Genomic DNA, 20,213 nt, shown 5'->3' with positions numbered 1-20,213 from the left:
GATGACCGAGTCCACTCGACCTGGCGCCCGCCACCCCCGTACCTGGCGGAGTGTCCGGCGCCCAGCCGCTCTCGTCGCGCTGCTGCTCTGCGCCCTGCTGGCGGGGCTGGGCGGGGCCGCCACCGCGAGCCCGCGGGTGCCGAAGCCCCCTGTCCAAAAAACCACTGTCCCGAAATCCACTGTCCCGAAATCGACTGTCCCGAAATCCACTGCGCATCGAGGAGTTCACGCGGCGGCCGCACCCGATCCACGGATCGTCCCGCTGTCCCAGCAGCTGCCGCAGGCGATCCGGGACGAGGCCAGCGTCGTCCTCGGCAACCAGGACTACGGCGGCCGTACCCGGGTCGAGGGCGACGCGAACGGGAACATCTACCTCAACACCTATGCCCCGCCGGACGCAGGCGGTACCCAGTTGTTCCATCTCCCGATCGACCTGAACGTGCCGTGGGCGACTCTCCCCGGTGATCCGTTCATCACCGATCCGCAGTACGACCTCTTCGTCGAGGACTACAGCGACGGCCTTTCCGGCGCGTGCCGGTTGTGCTTCGCATCGCTGGCGAACACCTTCCACATCAACACCATCTACACCGCCGGCAACAGTTCCCTCTATGTCTCCGGGATCAAGGGCAACTCGGCGGACACCTTCGGGAACTGGCTGTACTGGCTCGGTGGCTTCGGGCCGTGTGACGGCCAGGCCTGCGTCTTTCACCGCGCGCTGCTGTCGACGTTCGACCCCGCCACCGGCCGACCGGTGGTGACGACGGCCCTCGCCGCGCCGTTCATCGGCGAGCAATTCCTCGCCGTCGGGCTGTCCGACGGCCGGGTGCTGATCATGGACGGCGATCTGAACCAGGTCGCGACCTTCACCGTGCCGCACGGGTCGTGCTGCCAGGAGTCGATCACCTCGCTGGCCTGGGATCCGTCGGGCAGCGGAAAGCTGGCCATCGGTGCGATGGGCAAGGGTCCCGCCGGGTACGTCATCACCGTCGATGCGACGAACGGAACGATCTCGCCGACGTACGCGACCTGGGACCAGTCCGGCACCGACAACCTGACCACCGTGCCGCTGTCGGTGGCCTGGGGGAAGGACGCGAACGGCAACCCGATCCTGGGTTGGGGCGTGAACAACCAGCGGCTGATGCTGGCCTCGCCGACCACCGGTGGGACCACGGCGACGTACACGTTCTCCGACATCACCGGAGGGGTGACCAACGTCAACGCCGTGCCGCGGATCGACGGCACCTCCGGTGGCGACGACTGGGCGGTCACCGTGCAGGCCGGCAGCGACGCGCTGACCGCAGACGGAGCGCTCGTCCGGTTCACCGGCACCACGGGTGCCCAGCTGGTGCTCCGACCGCCGTCCGGCTCCGACGACGGGATGCTGCTGAAGGGCCTGGACGACTTCCGGTCCTGGTTCCCCGGCTGGGCGTTGGGCGTGGTCCAGTTCGCCGACAACGAGACGGGCGGCCCGCTGAACATCCAGTTGTACGCTCGCCCGGAGCAAGGGTACGGGTGCTGGTACACCCCGGCGCTGAGCTTCCCGGCGCCGATCCCACCCGGCGGCGTCGTGCTACCGCCGGGCAGTCCGGGCAACCAGAACGACTACGCCGTGGTCGGGGCGTACACCTCGGGCACGGTGACCTCGGGCAGCAAGGGCGGCGGCTGCAATGCCGGCGACGTGACGTCGACCAGACGGGGCTATCTGGTGGTGAGCCCGGGCGCGAACCGACCGGACGATGCGTTGATCGTCAACCTGACGATGAACGACAGCCCGCTGACGTACGACGTGACCGACACCTCGGGTGGACCGATCACCGTCACCGGAAGCGAATCCCTGCAGCCCTTCGGGCTCGGCCCGTACAGGGAGCTGGACCTGAGCTTCAGCGCTCCCGCGCAGCCCACCCCGACGGCCGCGCCGACGATCCTCAACGCCGTCCAGCTGAACAATCTGTCCGTCCGCGGCCGCACCCCGGTCTACCGGGTCGACGTCGGCCCGCAGTCCTGGACCGTGCCCGGCGCGGCGGCCGGACAGCGGCAGGCGGTGCTGCCCGCGCTCCAGGTGCAGGGCAGCCTGAACGGGACGACCTGGACCAACGTGGGCCAGTTCATGCCGGTGACGACACTGAACCAGAGCGGCAACACCGTCACGGCCGGTAACGCGGCGACCCGGGTGCCGAGCGGCTCGTTCTTCTGGGAGAACCCGGCCGGCGCCCCTGCCTACACCCAGCTACGGGTGGTCGCCGGCTCGCTCGCCTCGGCCCCGGTCGTGCTGTCCCAGCTGCCCGGGCCGGCCGTGCCGACCTCACCGGTCACCTCGATCAACGTCACCCCGGCCAAGTCCGGGGTGACCACCGCGAGCGTCGCCGCGAACGGGGTCGACCAGGCCCAGCTGCTGGTCCAGGTGTCCTCGGCCGGCAAGATCCTGGACGCCGGCGACCCGGCGTACGGGCTGGTCTACTACCGGGACGACAGCGGTGACCTGATCACCAACCTGTACGCCCCGGGCGCCTACTCCGACTTCGTCGGCGTCCAGCCGAGTGCGGGCGCGTACCCGAACAACGGCGGCGTCGGGCTGACCCGCGGCGGCACCCGGAAGAAGCTCGGCGCGAACCCTGCGTACGACTACGTGTCGAGTGCCGACTCGGGGCTGGAGAAGGTCATCGGCTACGTCGGCTCGGCCGCGCCCTCGGTGAAGAGTGAGACGGTGAACGTGCAAGGCGGCTCGTTCGCGCCGACCATGACCGGTGGCAAGGCGGTTACCGGGATCGGTTTCGACGGCTGCGCGGACTACGCGTACGGCTCGACCACGTGCCAGCTGGCGGCGGTCACGCCCGGTTCGCGACCGGCGCTCTACCAGGCCGGCGGTCCGACCGCCGGGCCGCAGATCGGCGTTCAGCTGCAACTGATCGCCCGGAACGCGCTCGGCGACCTCCCGCTGCAATGGTCCGCCGGGGTCGACCAGACCAAACTCGCCACCGCCCACGTCACGATCAGCAACAACGGCTCGCTCGCCCAGATCGCGGCCGCGGACAAGAACAACTTCGCGCCGAGCCAGAACATCGACCTGAGCGTCGTCTCCCACGGGCAGCTGATCCCGGTCACCTCTTTGAACGTGGGAGGTAACTGAGCGGCATACGTGCCCTGAGCTCGTCGAAGGGCTGCCCGGCGCACTCGTGCCCTGAGCTTGTCGAAGGGCGTACCGGCGCACACCCCCCGCAGCGAAGGGTGACACCTTCCACGAGCGGTTCGATTCTGCGAACATTTCTACCGGTCGACGCACGAACACGACTGGGAGGAAGCAGATGCTGGACCGAGTCCGTGCGCCAGGACCGGGCCGAGCGCCCGTGCCGGTGCGCCGGCTGCGGCCGCCCAGCGAGCTGGTCGACCGCGATCCCGAGCTCGAGACGCTGGGCCAAGCCTGGGCCGACGCACTCGCCGGCCGGGCCAGGGTCGTCGTCGTCGAGGCCGAAGCCGGGATGGGGAAGTCGGCGCTGCTCGAGGACTTCGTCGGCCAGCTCGACGATCGGGCGGTGCACTGGCTGCGTTGTGACGAGTTCGAACGCGACATCGCCTTCGCCGGGGCCGAACGCCTGCTCGGAGGGCGGATCAGGTTGGTCGGCTGCTCCGAGGTCGAGGTAGGACGTCGGCTGCTGGCCTGGTTCGGTGAGAGCCAGCGTCGCACCGGCGCGCTCGTGCTCGCGGTGGACGACGCCCAGTGGCTCGATCTGCCGTCCGCCCGGTCGTTGGCCTTCGCGCTGCGCCGGCTGCGGGCGGATCGTGTGCTGGCCCTCGTCGCGCGCCGGGACGGCGCCGACCGGTTGGGCCGCGTCCTGACCGAGGACCCGGCGGCGACCAGCGTCGTGCGGCTGGCTCCGTTGAACGCGGACGCCGTGACGCGGCTGGCCCGCCGGCTGCGGGACTGGGACCTGCCCGGCTCCTCGGCCGGAGAGCTCGTCGACCGCACCCACGGCGTACCGCTGCTCGTGGCTGAGGCGATCCGCGGCGCGGCGAGGCCCGACGAGCTGGTCGGGGGTCGCCGCGTGTCGTGGACCGTGACGGCGATGGCCGCTCGGATGCTCGCGCAGCTGGACCCGGCCACGCGCGCGCTGGTCGAGGCGGCAGCCGTCCTGGCCGAGCCGGCCGACGTGGTGGTACTCGGCCGGCTGGCGGAGATCGACGACCCGTCCGTGGCGCTCGCCAGTGGCCTGAGCGCCGGGCTGATCCGGATCGACGACGACGGTGCGGCGGCGTGTGCCCACGACCTGCTCCAGGACGCGATCTATCGCGCCATCCCACTGCCCCGCAGGCGGGCGCTGCATCGACGAGCCGTCGAGCTGACCCTCGGTGACCGGCGGCTGGGTCACCTGGCCGCTGCCTGCGACCAGCCCGATCCGGACCTGGTGGTGGCGTTGATCGACGCCGCGGTGCAGGCCCGCCGTCAGCGCCGGTACGCGCTCGCCGCCGCCCACCGGTTGCGGGCCAGGGCCGTCTGCGGCGATCCCGAGCTGCGGAACCAGTTGCTGCTGGAGGCGATCCTGGATCGGGTGTCCGCGCAAGATCTGGCCGGCGCGGACGAACTCGCCCCGCTGGTGGATCCGAGTGCGGGCGGTGCCCTGCGTCCGCTGGCGCTCGGCCTGCTGGCACGGGAGTCGGGCCGGGTCCAGCCGGCCCGGCACCTGCTCCGGGAGGCGTTGGACCGGGCGCTCGCCGACCAGGATGCCGAGCTGAGTGCGGCCGCCGGTGTCGCGCAGGCGGTGCTCGACGTACGCCTGAACGAGGGCCGGGCGGCGGTGGACTCGGCCGGCTGGGCGCTGGACTCTGCCGACCCGGAGCTGGCGGCGGACGCCCGGACCAACCAGGCATTGGCGTGGTGGCAGCGGGGCGAGTTCGAGCAGGCGCTGGCCGTCCTGGACGGCGCCACCTCGCCGGCCGCCGATGCTCCCTGGGATGCCGACATCATCGCCGTCCGAGGGGTGGTCGGGTTGTACGCCGGCCAATGGCCGGAGGCGCTCGCCGACTTCGACGCCGCCGTGGCCCTGGACCCGGTCTGGCGGCCGTCGACCAACCACTGCCAGTCGCGCGTTCTGCGCGCCAAGACACGACAGCTGCTCGGCGACTGGGACGGGGCGGCCGTGGACTGTGCCGTGGCGCGGACCCTCGCGAAGACCGGCGCTCAGGTCTGGAACATCCCCCTGGCGTACGGCCAATCCATCGACGTGCCGGCCTGGCGCGGTCAGTTCGAGACGGCGGCCGATTACCTCGCCGAGGTGGATGCCTCGTTGCGCGTGCTGACCCAAGCGCAGGTGCTTGACGTCGTGGTCGACCACCGGCTCACGCTGGCGATGGCTCGGGACGAGCCGGATGCGGTGATCGACCTGCTGACCCCGCTGTGGCCGACGGGCTACCTCGACCGGGTCGGGATCATCCGGGTTCACCGCTGGTCCCAGCAGTGCTGGATCGTGGCCCACCTCGAGCGGGGCGACCTCGCCGAGGCCGAGCGTGCGCTCGATCGCTATCGAGCGACCCTCGAGCGATGGCCGGGCGGGATCGTGCCGCACCGGCTCGGTTGGCTGCAGGGCCGGCTGGCCGAGGCGCGGGGCGAGCCGATCGCCGCCCGGGACCATTACGCCTCCGACCTGCTGAGCCCGGAGACTCGCCGGACGCCGTACCAGCTGGCCGAGGTGCTGCTGGCCCTCGGCCGGCTGGAACGGGTGCTCGGCAACCGGCGCGAGGCCCTCGACCACCTCGGCCAGGCCCGGGAGATCTTCGCGCGGCTTCGGGCCGCGCCGGCCGAGACCCGCTGCACCGCGGAGCTGGCGGCTTGCGGGCTGCAGGTGACGCTGAGCGATCCGCTCCGGCTCACCCCGCGCGAGGAGGACGTGGCGTCCCTGGTGGCGCGCGGTTACACCAACAAGGAGGTCGCCGCCGAGCTGTTCCTCACTCCGAAGACGGTGGAGTTCCACCTCGGCAAGATCTACGCCAAGCTCGGGATCCGCACCCGCGGGGAGCTCCGCCGGCTTCGCACCGGTCGCTGACGGATCGGCCGCGTCCGGCCAGGTGGCAGCAGGCCCGAGCGGTTCGGGGCTCGTCGCCGGCTCGGGCCGGATCTCGGCCGCCGGGATCCGTCGGCGTCCGCCGCCGGTCGGATTGCTGATCATCACGATTCTGGCGGAACCGATGCGGAAGACGGTGAAGCAGGAGTTGGGCGCTGGCTGCCAGGAGCACTCAGTCGCACGAGGCCGACGCAGGTGCGAGCGGCATGACGGGTGCGATGGCCTGAGCGCGAAAACATGAGCCTGCAGGGTCGACGAGTACTGACTCGGACGACCGATGAAGAAGAAGGGCGCTAATTGTCGACGGCGTTGGCAGCATGCGAGAAGGAGCGGCCGCACCGCCCAGTTGGTCAGGACTGCGACAAGTAGCCCTTGCGCACGACCGACGAACGGGCGGGAAAGGGTGACGGCACGTTCTCGGTGCGCGACATCGACCCCTTCAGAACCAGACGGCCGGCAGCTTCCTCAGCCGCTACCTCGATTAGGCGAGACTCTGCCGCCGGCGTGGGGCGGTCACTCTGCGAGGGACGTGAGCGTGTCCGCGTCGGAGTCCACGCTCGATCCGTTGGCCGATGCGCGGCTCGCCTGGGCGACGCGTCGCACCGAGTCCGGCACTGCCCGGCCGGCCTTCTCGGACCATTCGATGACGGTCTTGGCCGCGTCGACTTGGGCGGGGGTGACGACCACGGTCCTGGTCATTCAGACCCCTCCTCTGGTGGATCTGCGGGATGAGCCGCTGCCTCTTGTGCCAAGGCTACGTCCGCGCCGTCGGTGGCCTCAAGGTCGAGCTGGACGACGACGATGTCCTCGCCGGCCTGTTCCGCGGCCTCGATCGACTTGCGCTCGTCGGCGTACGTGCTGCCGAGCGCCGCGATGACCAGCGGTTTCATGTCGTCGTCGAGCAGGTCGCTGGTGAGAAGCGCGCGCAGTGCGTCGACTCCCAGCTGGGCGACGTTCGGGTTGTCCGAGACGGCTCGCTCCGAGGCCAGCTTGTACAGCTCCAGGGCTTTGGCGCGACGGTCCTGACGCTCGTCGGCGTCCTCGGCGCGCGCCGTACGTCCCTCCAAGGCGACCAGTTCGGTCTGCCAGCGGGTCTGTGCGGCCTTCTGGTCCCTTTCCCAGCGGTCCTCGAGCGCTCGGCGGTCGGCGTCCCACCGCGCCTGGACCGCCTTGTTGTTGCGGACATTGACCAGGTTCGTCACGAGCGCGCTGACCAGGACGCCGACCAGCGTGATGCAGGCGACGAGGATCAGCACCCAGGCCGGGGTCACGCCCGCATCTTACGGTCCGGATCCGAACCCGACCGGACACCAGGCGGTGGCCGACCGGAATGCCCCCCGGCTTCCTTGCGGGTCGTCGCCGACGTGCCACTGGCCGCCCGTGGGCCAGGGCAAACGGCGGCCAGGTACGAAGCGGGTCCGCAAGCGCCCGGCGGAACTCCCGCGGCCGTCCTACTGCGTCGGGCCTGGTCCCGAGGGTTGATATCCGAGCGGAGCAGGATGCCGGGGGGAGCGTGCTGTGCCGCGGAGTGCTGAGTACATGGAGGTGCCGTCACTCCGATTGGCGTGAGGGCTTGACCAGGTGTCGCACGGTGACTTCCGCCGTTGCTTCAGTGGGCGGCGCACTTGCCGGTTGGCCGGCGGTGAACCACCTGATGAGCGGCTGCGCTGTCAGACCGTGGAGGACCACGCTCAGCAGGACCGTCAAGCCGATGGTCGCGATGACCTCTGCGACCGGGCCTGGTATGTCGTGCAGGTCCTCTGCCGCGATCAGCGCGAAGACCACCGACGCGAGGCCGCGTGGCCCGAACCAACCGGTGAAAAGCACGAGCCGCATGCTCGCCCGTGCTCCGACGAAGGCGAGTGCCACGGACAGCATTCGAATGACGGTGATACTCAGCACCGCATAGAGCAGTATGGGCCAGCTCCAGTCGGCCGCAATGGTCGGCACCGCTACTGCCCCGAACAGCAGCCAACACAGCATCGATGCCAGGCCGCAGGTCTGCTCGACGTAGTAGACCTCGGACTCGCCCCCTCGACCAGCTGTGGAGCCGAAGGCAATACCGGCGACGAAGGCTGCCACATATCCGTTGGCGAGCACCATAGTGGCGAGGACAAACGTGAGCAGTGCGAGAGCGAGCACGGCCGGTCCGGCGATCTCCTCCGACCCCCATCCGCGACGATGAGCAATCCGCAAGGCTGTGCCGCCGGCCGCTCCGGCAACGAGCCCGAGTACCACACCGAGGGGCAGGCCGAGTACGGCGCGGCCGAGCGCGAAGTCTGTGTCCAGTCCGGAGGTGACGAGGATGGCAGCTAACGCCGTCGTCACGACCGGCGTTGCGATGCCATCGTTGAGGCCACTCTCGACGTTCAGCGTCTGACGAAGTCGGTAGGGAACGCGCTGATCGGTCATCACCGCGGCACCCAGGGCTGCGTCGGTGGGGGCGAGCGCGGCTCCGACGAGCAGGGCGTACCACGGGCTCACGTCGAGGATCGTGCTGGCCGCTACCGAGCCGAAGGCGATCGTCAGTGGCAGGCCGACGGCCAGCAGACGGACATAGCGCGCCGTGTCGTGCCGCAATGACGAGACCCGAACCCTGCTGGCGTCGGCGAACAGCACCCACACCAAGGTGACCTCGGCCAGCAGCTTGGTTGCGTGCGGATCGGGCTGCACGTCCAGCAGTTGGATGCCCTCGGCCAGCAGCAGCCCGACCGCGACGAAGAAGATCGGAGTGGAGATGATCATGAACCTGGCCGAGATGACAGCCCAGCAGAACACGGCCCCCAGGATCAGGACCAGTGCCAGCGAGTCCATGGCGAGTTGCTTCTTCCTGTGCGGGCTCCGGCCTCGGTCCGGCAGATCAGTTGTGCGTGTCCGGTTCAGAGCAGCTGACCGACCCTGCCTGCCCAGGTTCCCGCCTGCCAACGCCCCGCTCGAAGTCAAGGTCAACCACAAGATCGCCGCCTTCACCCGATCCGGGTGAACCAGACCGCGGGGGTGCGACTGTTAGCGTCTTGGTCAACTGCCGCGTGACGGCTGTCGGATCCATGAAGAGACATGGCGTCGCGCACCCTGCCAGCGTGCCGCCCTGTCCCGTTTGTCGATCAGTTGGGGAAGGTGAGGTGCCGTCATGGATTCCTCCGTAGAGACCCGGTCCATCGCCACGCAGGGCGCCGACCAGCCATGGCACACGATGTCGGCCGACGACGTCCTCGCGATCCAGCAGGTCGAGCGGGAGTCGGGGCTGAGCTCGAGCGAGGCCACGGCACGCTCCGAACGATTCGGACCGAACAGGTTCGCCGCGGCCGCGACCGAGCCGCGGTGGCGCGCATTTCTGCGCCAGTACGCGGATCCGATGCAGATTGTGCTGCTGGTGGCCGGGGCGGTCAGCTTGTATCCGCTCAAGGAGCTGGAGACGGGCATCGTGCTGATCGCGCTGACCCTGTTCAACGCCGTTCTGGGGCTACGTCAGGAGGGCAGGGCCGCGGCTGCCGTCGCGGCCCTGCAGCGGATGATGATCGTCACTGCGCGGGTCACCCGCGATGGCGAGCTGCGGCAGGTTCCGGCCGAGCAACTCGTGCCCGGCGACATCGTATCGGTCGAGGCCGGCGACATCGTGCCCGCCGACGGCAGGCTGCTCAGGGTGGCAACCCTCGAAATCGCCGAGTCTGCGCTCACCGGTGAGAGCCTTCCGGTCGGCAAGGCGCTGGGTTCGGCGTCGACGGCCGACACTCCACTCGGTGACCGGACCTGCATGGTCTATCTGAACACCAACGTAACCCGGGGGTCGGGTGAGTTCGTCGTCACCGCGATCGGGATGGAAACCGAGGTCGGGCGGATATCCGGCCTGCTGGCCGCCCAGGACGACACGCCCTCGCCACTCACCCGACAGTTGTCCAAGCTGACTCGCCAGATCCTGGTGATCGCCGGCGCAGCCCTGGTCGTGTCGATGGGTCTCAACCTCGCTCGAGGCGCGGAGTTCACGGTCGTGTTCGCGGCGGCCGTCGCGTTCGCCATCGGTGCGCTGCCGGAGAACCTACCCGCCGTGGTCACCACGATCCTGGCCTCTGGGACGCAAGCGCTGGCCAAGGCCGGAGCGATCATGAAGCGGATGCAATCGACCGAGACGCTGGGCTCGACGTCGGCAATCAACTCGGACAAGACCGGGACGCTGACGCTGAACGAGATGACCGCGGTTCAGCTGACGGTGGTGGGCCGACGATTCGCCATCGACGGTGCCGGCTACACCACGACTGGTCAGATCAATCGGGTGGCAGGACAGCCGGTGATCGATCTCGACGAGTTCATGCTGCCGATGGTGCTCGCCTCCGACGCGGTCGTCAGCGATGGAAACTTGATCGGTGACCCGACCGAGGGTGCGCTGGTAGCCCTGGCCGCCAAGGGCGGCATCGACGCCGTGACGACACGGCAGGCCTACCCGCGCCTCGCCGAGGTTCCCTTCGACGCGGACTACAAGCTGATGGCCACCTTCCACCGGATGGCAGACCCCGACGGTCGCGAGGTCGTCCGATGCTACGTCAAAGGCGCACCCGACCAGCTCCTCGCTCGAGCTGCGACGGTGCACGAGGCAGACCGCGGCCCGCTGAGTGCGACCGACGAGGTGCGGGAGCGTTACCTCGCCGAGAACCGGCGGCTCGGCGAACAGGGACTTCGCGTGATCGCAACCGCACGGAAAGACCTCGACCCGTCGACCTTCGACCCGCAGGCTGATCTGCTGCCGCTGGTGAACGATCTGCAGCTTCTCGCACTGGTAGGCATCGTCGACCCACCCCGGCCGACGGCGAAGGCCTCGATCGCCACCGCGCGGGCGGCAGGCATCAAGGTCAGGATGATCACCGGTGATCATGCAGTGACAGCCGCCGCGATCGCCGAGCAGCTCGGCATCGACGGTCGGGTGATCAGCGGGGCCGAGTTCGCGGAACTGACCGATGACGAAGCCAGGCAGATGATCGACGAGGTCGGGGTCATCGCCCGGGTCACGCCTCAAGACAAGGTTCGGCTGGTCGAGCTCCTCCAGGACGATGGCCAGATCGTCGCGATGACCGGTGACGGTGTGAACGACGCACCCGCGCTGAAGAAGGCCGACATCGGCATCGCGATGGGCGTCACGGGCACGGAGGTGACGAAGGAGGCCGCGGTGATGATCTTGACCGACGACAACTTCTCGACCATCGTCAAGGCGGTCGAGCTCGGCCGTGGTCTGTACGACAATCTCACCCGTTACATTCGATTCCAGATGGGCTGCTTGTTCGGCTTCATCGTGACCTTTCTCGGCTCCAGCATCTTCAGCATCCTGGCCGGAGTGCCGTTCCTGCCGTTGCAGACGCTGTGGATCAACTTCACCACTTTGCTGTTCCAGGCCGTGGGTTTGGGCTACGGGCAGCCATCAGAAGGACTGATGGAGCGCCGGCCGCGGCCACCCGGCGAGCCCATCCTCAACCGTGCCTTGTTCATCTGGCTGATCTCGACCGGGATCATCATGGGCATCGGCACGCTTGGCGTGATCAGCTTCTCCGAAGTCGCCTACGGCGAGGCGGTGGCTCACACCATGGGAGTCGTGACGTTCTCGCTGTTCGCGCTCTTGTTCTCGATCGCGACCAAGGACCAGCAGCGGACCGCGTTCAGCGTCGACACCGTGTCGGACGCGACCTTCACCAAGGCCACCGGGTTGTCCATCCTGACGCTGGTCGTGGCCACCGTCTTCGGACCATTGCAGGGCGTTCTCGATACGGTCGGCCTGACCGCCGGGCAGTGGCTCACCTGCCTGGCGGTCAGCGCGTCGATCCTGATCGTCTCGGAGATCGTCAAGGCCATCGGGCGCCGCTCACACCGAGACCACGCCCTCGAACCGGCGATGTCGGCTCTGACTCGTTGATCGAGGACCGGGCCGATTCGTCTCGTCATGGAAGGAAGGGGCTGAGATGGCCACACTCACCGTCTGGGCGTTCCCAGATGCCGCCGGAGCTGACCGGGCGATCGAGAGGTTGAACGCTCTGCAAGGGCAGGCGCTCATCACCATCGAGGACGCTGCGGTCGTCTCATGGGAAGTCGGCAAGAAGAAGCCCAAGACGCGGCAGTTCCGACAACAGGCGCGTGGTGGCGCGCTCGGCGGTGCCTTCTGGGGGCTGCTCTTCGGTCTGCTGTTTCTCCTCCCACTTCTGGGCGCCGCGATCGGTGCCGGAATGGGCGCACTCGCGGCTCGATTCACCGATTTCGGGATCGACGACGACTTCATCACTCAGGTCAGGGGACAGGTGACTCCCGGAACGTCGGCTCTCTTCCTGCTCTCCACCGACGTCGTGCGCGACCGCGTCCACGAGGAGTTCGCGGACACTCGTCCGACTCTGATCACGAGCAACCTCAGCTCCGAACAGGAAGCGAAGTTACGTGAGACCTTCGGCGAGGAGTGACTTCATGACGACCGAGCCGCCCCCAGCAAGCAGTACCGGCGCGACGCGGAGTCATCCGAAAGCACGCTTGTCCGCGACGCCCGGGCGACGGCACAAGGTGCTGTCATGACTGGCCCGATCGTCGTGGGAATCGACGGCTCCCCGGCCTCTGCAGCCGCCTTGACGTGGGCGTTGCGTCAGGCCGCTGCGAGCGACTCGTCGGTCGTCGCGATCTGTGCGTGGCACTACTCGACCGTTCCCGGTGGGCTGGCGCCGATGGTCGGTGTCGACCTCGAAGCCAACGCACGGGAGATTCTGCGTCGAGCCGTCGATCAGACGGCTGGCGCCGCCAGATCCGTGCTCTCCCGAACGGTGTCAGGCCAGCCGGTCCAGGTGCTGGCGGACGCGTCTGAAGGGGCTGAGCTGCTCGTCGTCGGAACTCGCGGTCACGGCAGTTTCGCCGGCGCGCTGCTTGGCTCGGTGAGCAGTCAGGTGCCGGGCCTTGCGCACTGCCCGACGGTGATCGTCCCCGCGGGTCTCTGACCCGACCTGGTGGGGGCCGTTTGACGGCAGGCTGACGATGCAATCGTCTGAGTCAGGCGTGTGGCCCGCTTCGCGCTGACGACGTCGCGGCCAGCAGCATGCCTCGTCCCGATCTCGGGTGCCGGCGTGCGGGCAGAATCAACCCAATCCGGCCTGTTCGGCTGCAGACGACGGTTTCAGATCGGGCAGGCGCATCATCCTGAAGGAGTTCGCGATCCCGGCGGCGCCGGCGAGGAGAGGAACGAGCAGAGCAAGTTGCAAGGAGCGGCTCCTGGCTTCGGCGTTGATGGCCAGCACGGCCTGCTCCACCGCCGGTGGTTGCCCCGTGATTCGCTGGTCCAGCTCCGTATTGCTCATGACCTCGGCATCGTTCTCCAGAGCTGCGGCGATCTGCTGCTTCTCGTTGGCCGGGATGACAGTGCTCTGCTCGGTGAGATGGGTGAAGCTGAAGGAGAGCGCGGCGAGCATGACACCGCCGGCCATCGCGAGGCCGAAGGACAGTCCGAAGGATCCAGCTGCCGAGTTGACTCCGGCGGCCTCGCTGATCCGTTCGTCCTCCACCGGCGCGAGGGTGTAGTTGTTGAGCTGGGACACCAGCAGCCCGAGCCCAGCCCCCGTGACGACCAGCGGGATGACCAGCCACCAGCCACTGTCTACGCGTGGCACGAGCGGGATGATTCCGGCCATTCCGACACTGGCCAGCACGAACCCGATCCGGATGATTGCCGCCGGGCGTCGCTGTCCGGCCTTCCTCCCGGCAACCATCGCAGCGGCGAACATCGTCAGCGAGAGAGGCGCAAGCGACAGACCCGCCTGCATCGCGTTGTACTCCAACGTCATCTGGAGGAACAGCGGAAGGGCGATCATGGCGCCGCCGAGCGTGATCTGTTGAAGCATCTGGCCCGAGATACCCGCGGTGAAGTTCGGGTGGCGGAAAAGCCGGGGGTCGAGGAGTGTTACCCGCTGCGCACGCTGGCGTCGGATCAGCCAGCGGGACAGCGCGATCAGTGCGACGGCGCCGACCACGAGCAGCAGGACCACGTACTGGCCGCCCTCCTGCCAGACCAGGATTCCCAGCACGACGCCACCCATACCGACCACCGACAAGAGTGCGCCGACCAGATCGATCGCGCGGGAGCCGGTATAGGGGACGTCCCGGATCAGGCGAACCTGGGTCAGGACAACCGCGATGATGACGACTTCGAGCCCGAAGCCGACCCGCCAGGACAAGAAGGTGGTGACGAATCCGCCGAGTAGCGGCCCGACCGCCGCTGCGATCGCGGCGGCGGCGCCGACCAGCGCGTACGCCTGCTTCTGCGCCGGCCCGCTGAAGTTGCCGTGGATCAGCGACTGCATGGCCGGCAGCAGCAGCGACGCACCGAGGCCGCCGATCACGGCCCAGAACACCACAATCGCGGCCAGACTCTGGGCCAGGGTCATCGCGAGCGCGCCGATGGCGTACGCGACCAGCCCGAGGACGTACGCCCGCTTGCGTCCGATCAGATCGCCGACCTTGCTGTTGATGAGGATGAACGCGGCCGAGATCAGGGCCTCCAGTGCGATCGCGGATTGCACCCCGCTGGCGGTGGTATCGAGATCGTCGATCACCGCCGAGATCGACACATTCATCAACGACGTGTCGACCACCAGCACGAACATCGCCATGGCCAGCAGCACCATCAAGCGCCGGCCGGCGGATGGCACAGTCGTCGCAGACTCGGCGCTATTCATGGCCGTGCCAAGGACGGGCTGCCGGGAGTCCGGCCACATCAGATATCACTTGCGACCCCACATCCACACATATCGGCGCTGTCAGCGCTATCCCACCACTGTTCGATCCCGATCGAAAGCACCGAATGAGAGCAAGGGCCTGTGTCGTCCCCGATAGCGAGAGAATCGACGTAGTCCCGACCGAGGTTCGCGCGTGCGCACGCGTTCTGCGGGGCCGACCCACCGTGACGGGGTGCCGGAGGTGGCCGTCAGCCGGTCGTTTTGGGCGGCCTCGGTGTCCGATGAGCGCCGGTCGATGTCGGGGCTGAGCGCGGCTATCTGATCCCTGTTTGCTCCCCGGCAGGGCCCGGGTGCGTCCGGCGCTGTCCGACTGTCTGTCGTTGCCGGATCCCGATCCGGACTCCATGGGCGCCCGGCGACCACGACGATGTTGCTTCCGGAGGCGAACGACCCTTCCCGGACCGCGCCGGGGTGTCCTCAGGCGGCGAGTGTTGGCGCGGCTTCGACGGCGGCGTGGACGGTCGGGTAGTTGTGGTCCTCGCCGACGAGATCGAGGATGCCGGCTTGTCTGAGGCGGTCTGCGACGGGGTCCTTCAGCCGGGCGAAGACGAAGCTGATCGATTGTCGTGCCAGTGATTCGATCAATTCAGTGAGTGCGTCGGTTCCGGTGGCGTCGACGTGGCTGAGGCCCTCGGCGTCGAAGACGAACCAGTGCGGGGGTTGAGGTGCACCGGCGATGGCTTCCAGGATGCGTGACTGGACGTACGTGGCATTGGCGAAGAACAGCCGGTCGTCCAGCCGATAGACCAGGACACCTGGGGTCACCTGGGCGGACGGGTGCATCCTGACGTCGGCATAGCGGTCGAGCCGTTCCACCCAGCCCAACACAGCATCGTGGGGGGTTGCGCTGCGGCGGATCGTATCGGCGACCGCCAGCGCGATGGCCAGCACCAGAGCCTGCAGGACACCGACCGCGATCACGCCGACCATGGTGATCGTGGCGATGCCGACCTCGACCTTGCTGACGCGAGCAAGTCCTCGCCAGGAAGCCGGCTCGATCAGGCCGATCGAGGCGGCGATGATGACGGCGCCGAGAGTCGCTTTGGGCAGGTACTGCATGGGTGCGGTGAGGAAGAGCAGCACCAGGGCAACGACGGCGGCGGCGAGCAGTCCGGAGACCTGCGTCCGTGCCCGCATCTGATCGTTCACCGCGGTGCGGGAGCCGCTCGCGCCGATGGGAAGTCCTTGCGTGACACTCGCGGCGAGGCTGGCCGCGCCCATCGCGGTGAGCTCGGCGGCGGGGCGGATGTGTTGACCGTGCCGCCCGGCGAACGAGCGTGCGACCAGGATCTCGTCGGAGAAGCTGACGAAGAAGATGCCGATCGCGACCGGTGCCAGGTCCAGGATCGTCTTCAGCTGGAGGTCGGGCAGCCGGATGCCGGGTAGTCCGGCCGGGATGTCGCCGACCACGGCCACTCCGTACCCGGCCAGCCCGAGAGCTGCGGAGGCGATGATCGCGAGGACGACGACGATCAACGCGGCGGGAACCTTGGGCGCCAGCCAACGGGCGAGCAGCAGCAAAGCCAGGCATGCCGCACCCACCGCCAGGGTCGGCCAGCTCACCTGGTCGATGTCGGCGATGACCTCGACCACCTGGCCCGGCGGCGTCTCGGCCGTGATGCTGAGACCGAGCAGCTTGCCGAGCTGGCCGATGATCATCACGACGGCGACGCCGTGCAGGTAGCCGATCAGAACCGGCCGCGACAGATAGTCGGCGATCCAGCCCAGTCGGGCGACCAAGGCAACGAGGTAGACCGCACCCACGAGCAAGGCCAGCAGGGCAGCCAGCGAGGCCCGCTGTTCAGGGTCGGGGGTCATCGGGATCAGCGCGGCCCCGACCATTGCCGCGATCGCCCCTTCGGGGCCGACGATCACCTGGCGCGATGAGCCGAACACCGCGTAGGCGACCGCCGGCAACAACAGGGTGTACAGGCCGATCACCGGTGACAGTCCGGCGAGCTCGCCGTACGCCATTGCCGCGGGCAGAGCCAACGCGGCTACCGTGACCCCGGCCAGAGCGTCGCGGCCCAACGCGCCACCCCGGTAGCCGGGGACGTGCTCGGCGACCGGAACGATCCGGTGCAGCCACGGCCGCTTGGCTGCTGGGCGGAACGGCGACTCGCCTGCCCCGTATCCTGCGGCAGGGCCCGTCTTCGGTAGCTCGTCGTCCATCTCTCGATCCCACGAGTTTCGGGGATGATCACCAGCCGCACGTCATCCCCCACGATCATCCCAGCCCCGCATGCCTGGCACAATCCGTCCGACGCGGGTATTCGCCGGCTTCTGTGGCCCTAAAGCGCCGCGCCCGCCGCCGTCTTCGGTCGGCCTGGTCTTCGGTCGGCGTAGGTCATCCGGTGGGTGCGGTGCAGTCCCGAGTCGGCCCGCCCGGCGGTGCGGGGTGGCGACCATCGACCGGCAGGTGTTCGCCGCCCGGATCCCACCGACCCGGGCCTCGGACGGGTCGCCCTCCGCCTCGCCGGCGGACAGCCGGCTTCCACTGACCCCGGTGGAGCCGCGCGTGCTCGCCGGCCAACCAGTGACGGCCGGGCTGCGGATTTTGTCAGCTCGCCGCGTATGCCTCTCGGATCTCGCGGCTCACGCGACCACGGTCGCTGACCTGATAGCCGTTGTTTCGCGCCCACTCGCGGATGGCGCCGTTGTCCGTCGGTTTGGCGCTCGTGCGCGAGCGCCGCGTCGTCCGGCCGCCGGTCTGCCGGGCCGCAGCGATGTATGGCGCAAGGACGCGGTCGAACTTGCCGGCGTTCTTGTCGTTGAGATCGATGGCGTACTCGGTTCCCTGGTAGGCGAACACGACCGTCTGACCGCCGGCGGCGATCTCCTTGCCGTCGAGATCGTCGATCAGAATGAGTTGTGTGCGCTGGGCCATGGCCGTTCCTCAGTCGTCCTGCACGTGGAGAGTTTGATCATAGGCTGTTCGTGCGTGCTTCGGGAAACGATTCCACGCGAGGTTGGGCACGTCGCCTGCGCGATGGATCTCTCGAGGAAGAGGAACGGTGACCGCCACAGGGGTACCTGCGCGATCGCACCATATCCGGTCGGGCGACGCCTTGACGGCAGTCGGACGGCGCCGTTTGCGCGAGACGGGCCAGATCAGGGGGCCTAACGCACGTGTCCGAGGGGGGACTTTTCGGTTAACCCCCCTGGCGGTTGACTGGTCGCTGGGAGCGGCAACTACGGCGTGACCAGGGAAGATGTCGGTCGCCGACGTCACGCCGGGAGACCGGACCGTTATCCTGGCCCTCTGCGACCGAGTCTGCCGTGGGTCGCGGCCCAGGTCTGGCCACCGAGCCGGGCGCGTAGTTGATGTTCGATGCGCAGCCCTGACCCGACTGGATCGGCCAGCAGCCGGCCGCTGTCGCAACGGTGACCCGTTCGGGTGACAGGCGGAACGGCCAACTGCGTCGCACCTGCGGCGCCCGTGAACGTGTGCCCACCCACCCCCGTCGCGCACGGCCGCACTAGGCGACGGGCTGACCGGTCGTCGTCGACCTGATCAGGATGGAACGCGGTCAGCAGTGGATCCGGCCGTCCTCGCCTATGTACAGGTCGACGCCGCCGTAGGCATGGGCGGCCTCGGTGAGCGTGTCGCCGTCCTCACCGTAACCCCGGTCCCAGAAGCCGGCGCCGTGCCGGTTGCGGGTCAGCCAGAAGTCGTGGGCGACCTGGGCGGGCGTGCAGTCGGGATGTTCGGCGCGGATGCGGGCGATCGTCGCGCCGTTCGCCCCGACGAAGTCGTCGAGATCGGCACGCAGCTCCGCCGCGGTGGGGGATCGATGTCGTCGGCCGTGTAGCCCGCCCGGTCCAAGGGCACCTCGGCGTCGGGGTCGCAGCTGGACCACAGCGCCGTCGCGGCCTGGCTCTCGTAGGCGTCGAGCATCTCCCGCCCGCGGAAGACGGGCTCGTCCATGGTGTTTGGGTCATCCAGGTCCAGGTCCAGGTCGGACTCGGAGCGGCTTGCGGGCGCGAACTGGCCGCCGGCGGGCGAGCCTGCAGCGTGACGGTTCGGGTCTGCGTGGGTCATACCTCCGGGTGTGCGGCGATGCCCCGAACGTAGCTGTCAGGCATCCCCGCCGCCCGGTGGCGACCGGTGGAAGGGGCGGTGACGCGGCTATTGGTCTTCGTCGTCCTGCTTCGCGGAATCGCTTCGATGCAGCCGGCTCAGGCGCTGGCCGATCCCACTGGACAGCTTGCTGGTTGTCAACTTGGCACTGTCGAGGGTCTTGTTTCCTAGACGCTTGGCGGCATCGACACCGTCGGTACCCGTCTCGAGGACTTTGTCTCGCACCTCGCCGGCAGCAGCGGTCCACTGTTTCGCCTCCACGGACTGGCGGTCTGCTTCGATGCCGAGTCGCTGGTTGAACACGACGACGTCGTCCGCCACCCGATTACTCGACCGAACGACCGCGCCAGCCTGCACAGGGTGTAGGAGGACCTGCGCGTTGGCGACTCCGGCCGCCGCATCGATCCGGGCCGCCAGCCGCTCGGTCGTCCGCGAGATCTGCTCCCTCCGCTTGCGTCGCGCGGTATGCAGGGCGATGCGGTGGCGGTCCACCTCCTCAGGGGCGGCGTCGAGTACCCGATCGATCTCGAGCACAGCGAGGGCATCCTGCAGCTGGAAGCAGCGGGCCAGGACGGCCAGCCACTCTTCGGTCTTTGATTCGGCCTCCCTAGACGTCTTGGCGAGTTCTCCGATCCTGCTCTTCTTTTCCAGCTTCTCGGCCAAGGCATCCAATTGGAGCAGCGAGTACGCCTGGGCCTGAGCAATCGTTTGCGACGTCGCCTGCACTTTCGACCAGGTGACTTCTGACACCCGGCCGACCTCTTCGCGGATGGACATGGCTTCGTCGATCACGTAACCAACCCCGATCACCTGAGCCAGTGCTGCGTCCTTCTGGGCGCGGAGCACGTCGTCGACCTTCTCGTCAATCGTCGCCAGGTAATCGGTGATCTCCTCCATCGTCTGCTGCATCGCGAACTGTGCCATGATCCCGGCCGCACCTGCTAGCACCGCCGGATTCGCGAGCATCCCTGTGGGCGTGGTCTTCACGATCTCGAGCAGACCGGTGATCTTGCCCTTGTCCGTCGTGAGCACCGCGCGGTTCACTCCCGCGGATGAGCCTTTCATCAACTGGCTGGCCTTCATGGCCTTCGCGGACTGCTCGGTCAACTGCACCCACCTGCCGGAGTTGGCCGCGACCTGGGAACCGGCCTGCGCGGCGCCGGCCCCCGTGCTGAAGGCGGAGCCAAGGCGCCGTTGAAGCTCGAGGTCTTTCGACGCGAGACCTGCCGAGGACAGGAGTCGGTCCACCGCGGTCGGGTCCCCGATGACAGCCAGCCCGTCACCGTCGCTGATCAGGTCAATCTCGTCGTTCACAGATGCGGCTCCTTGGTTGAG

13 protein-coding genes are annotated in these 20,213 nt (G+C 68.4%); 5 read left to right on the top strand and 8 right to left on the bottom strand.

Annotated elements, in window-relative coordinates; genetic code table 11:
* Position 1: 1 nt before the first annotated feature.
* Positions 2 to 3,127, top strand: a complete 3,126-nt coding sequence (locus ABD747_RS19720) for a hypothetical protein (protein ID WP_344807803.1) — start codon at positions 2 to 4, stop codon at positions 3,125 to 3,127.
* Between the two features lie 175 nt (positions 3,128 to 3,302).
* Entirely contained in the window at positions 3,303 to 6,035 is a 2,733-nt protein-coding gene (locus tag ABD747_RS19715) for a LuxR C-terminal-related transcriptional regulator (RefSeq protein WP_344807801.1), read from the top strand.
* A 531-nt stretch (positions 6,036 to 6,566) separates the two neighbouring features.
* On the opposite strand, the gene ABD747_RS19710 is transcribed toward ABD747_RS19715, so the two are convergent.
* The 3 genes from ABD747_RS19710 to ABD747_RS19700 all read right to left on the bottom strand — a co-directional run bounded on the left by ABD747_RS19710 (position 6,567) and on the right by ABD747_RS19700 (position 8,867).
* Positions 6,567 to 6,752, bottom strand: coding sequence for a hypothetical protein (locus ABD747_RS19710; RefSeq protein WP_344807799.1), 186 nt, complete (start codon positions 6,750 to 6,752; stop codon positions 6,567 to 6,569).
* Positions 6,749 to 7,324: a hypothetical protein gene (locus tag ABD747_RS19705; protein WP_344807797.1), complete on the bottom strand. Its 576-nt coding sequence runs from the start codon at positions 7,322 to 7,324 to the stop codon at positions 6,749 to 6,751. Before ABD747_RS19705 ends, ABD747_RS19710 begins: the two co-directional genes overlap by 4 nt.
* A gap of 280 nt (positions 7,325 to 7,604) precedes the next feature.
* Positions 7,605 to 8,867 (bottom strand): cation:proton antiporter, encoded by a 1,263-nt coding sequence (locus ABD747_RS19700; protein WP_344807795.1) that lies wholly within the window; start codon positions 8,865 to 8,867, stop codon positions 7,605 to 7,607.
* A 316-nt stretch (positions 8,868 to 9,183) separates the two neighbouring features.
* Between ABD747_RS19700 and ABD747_RS19695 the strand changes: the two genes are divergently transcribed.
* From ABD747_RS19695 to ABD747_RS19685, 3 genes are all read left to right on the top strand, one after another.
* Positions 9,184 to 11,949, top strand: a complete 2,766-nt coding sequence (locus tag ABD747_RS19695) for a cation-translocating P-type ATPase (RefSeq protein WP_344807793.1) — start codon at positions 9,184 to 9,186, stop codon at positions 11,947 to 11,949.
* A gap of 46 nt (positions 11,950 to 11,995) precedes the next feature.
* Positions 11,996 to 12,484 carry a DUF1269 domain-containing protein gene (locus ABD747_RS19690; RefSeq protein ID WP_344807791.1) on the top strand — a complete coding sequence of 163 codons (489 nt, stop codon included), beginning with the start codon at positions 11,996 to 11,998 and terminating at the stop codon, positions 12,482 to 12,484.
* 105 nt (positions 12,485 to 12,589) lie between these two features.
* Entirely contained in the window at positions 12,590 to 13,006 is a 417-nt protein-coding gene (locus ABD747_RS19685; protein WP_344807788.1) for a universal stress protein, read from the top strand.
* A 138-nt stretch (positions 13,007 to 13,144) separates the two neighbouring features.
* Here the strand turns inward: ABD747_RS19685 and ABD747_RS19680 are convergent, their stop codons facing one another.
* From ABD747_RS19680 to ABD747_RS19660, 5 genes are all read right to left on the bottom strand, one after another.
* Complete coding sequence (locus ABD747_RS19680) at positions 13,145 to 14,665, bottom strand: MFS transporter (RefSeq protein WP_344807893.1); 1,521 nt, start codon at positions 14,663 to 14,665, stop codon at positions 13,145 to 13,147.
* A gap of 549 nt (positions 14,666 to 15,214) precedes the next feature.
* The gene (locus tag ABD747_RS19675) at positions 15,215 to 16,969 is read right to left on the bottom strand and encodes a SulP family inorganic anion transporter (RefSeq protein WP_344807786.1); all 1,755 of its coding nucleotides are present in this window, start codon (positions 16,967 to 16,969) and stop codon (positions 15,215 to 15,217) included.
* A 388-nt stretch (positions 16,970 to 17,357) separates the two neighbouring features.
* The gene (locus ABD747_RS19670) at positions 17,358 to 17,684 is read right to left on the bottom strand and encodes a histone-like nucleoid-structuring protein Lsr2 (RefSeq protein ID WP_344807784.1); all 327 of its coding nucleotides are present in this window, start codon (positions 17,682 to 17,684) and stop codon (positions 17,358 to 17,360) included.
* A 643-nt stretch (positions 17,685 to 18,327) separates the two neighbouring features.
* Complete coding sequence (locus tag ABD747_RS19665) at positions 18,328 to 18,657, bottom strand: hypothetical protein (protein ID WP_344807783.1); 330 nt, start codon at positions 18,655 to 18,657, stop codon at positions 18,328 to 18,330.
* A gap of 269 nt (positions 18,658 to 18,926) precedes the next feature.
* Positions 18,927 to 20,192 (bottom strand): hypothetical protein, encoded by a 1,266-nt coding sequence (locus tag ABD747_RS19660; RefSeq protein ID WP_344807781.1) that lies wholly within the window; start codon positions 20,190 to 20,192, stop codon positions 18,927 to 18,929.
* Positions 20,193 to 20,213 lie beyond the last annotated feature (21 nt).

The organism is Microlunatus ginsengisoli, from assembly GCF_039537205.1.
Classification (GTDB): domain Bacteria; phylum Actinomycetota; class Actinomycetes; order Propionibacteriales; family Propionibacteriaceae; genus Microlunatus; species Microlunatus ginsengisoli.
Note: the sequence above shows the minus strand (reverse complement) of the source record. Positions and strands in the feature narration are given on the sequence as shown.